This window comes from Pseudomonas sp. S60 (assembly GCF_016647865.1).
GTDB classification, from domain to species: domain Bacteria; phylum Pseudomonadota; class Gammaproteobacteria; order Pseudomonadales; family Pseudomonadaceae; genus Aquipseudomonas; species Aquipseudomonas parafulva.
In genome coordinates, this window is sequence record NZ_JACVVH010000117.1 from 1 (window position 1) to 382 (window position 382).

General features: G+C 56.3%; 1 pseudogene. It reads right to left on the bottom strand.

Features of this window, described 5'->3' with window-relative positions:
- Nucleotides 1–217: pseudogene (locus IAE33_RS24410) on the bottom strand (IS66 family transposase); the annotation flags it as partial.
- Between the last annotated feature and the right edge of the window lie 165 nt (nt 218–382).

Below are 382 nucleotides of genomic sequence, written 5' to 3' on the forward strand. Positions count from 1 at the left end.
CCAGGCTTTCCGCTTCGTCGAAGAGCGGCAACTGTGGCGTCGCCGCATCGCCTGTCTGCTCGGTCTTGCGCTCGAACAGGCGCTGACGCAACAGCGCAACTTCCTCTTCGAGATGAACGATCTTGCCCTTGTCCGATGCGCGCTCGCTGATCATCTGCTCGAGCAATTGCTTGAGCAGATCAGGATCGTCAGGGAGGGTTTCGGGCATGGAAATCATGCCACGGATTATACCGAATCAGGCAACGAAACGAGGGGTCAAAACCTGATGCGGACGGTTACGCCAGAGATCGAAACCGTCGAGTAGCCAGTTCAGTTCCTGGACGGTCAGGACAATGACTTCGTCAGTGACATCGGGCGAGGTTTTGAAACGTTCGGACTCCAA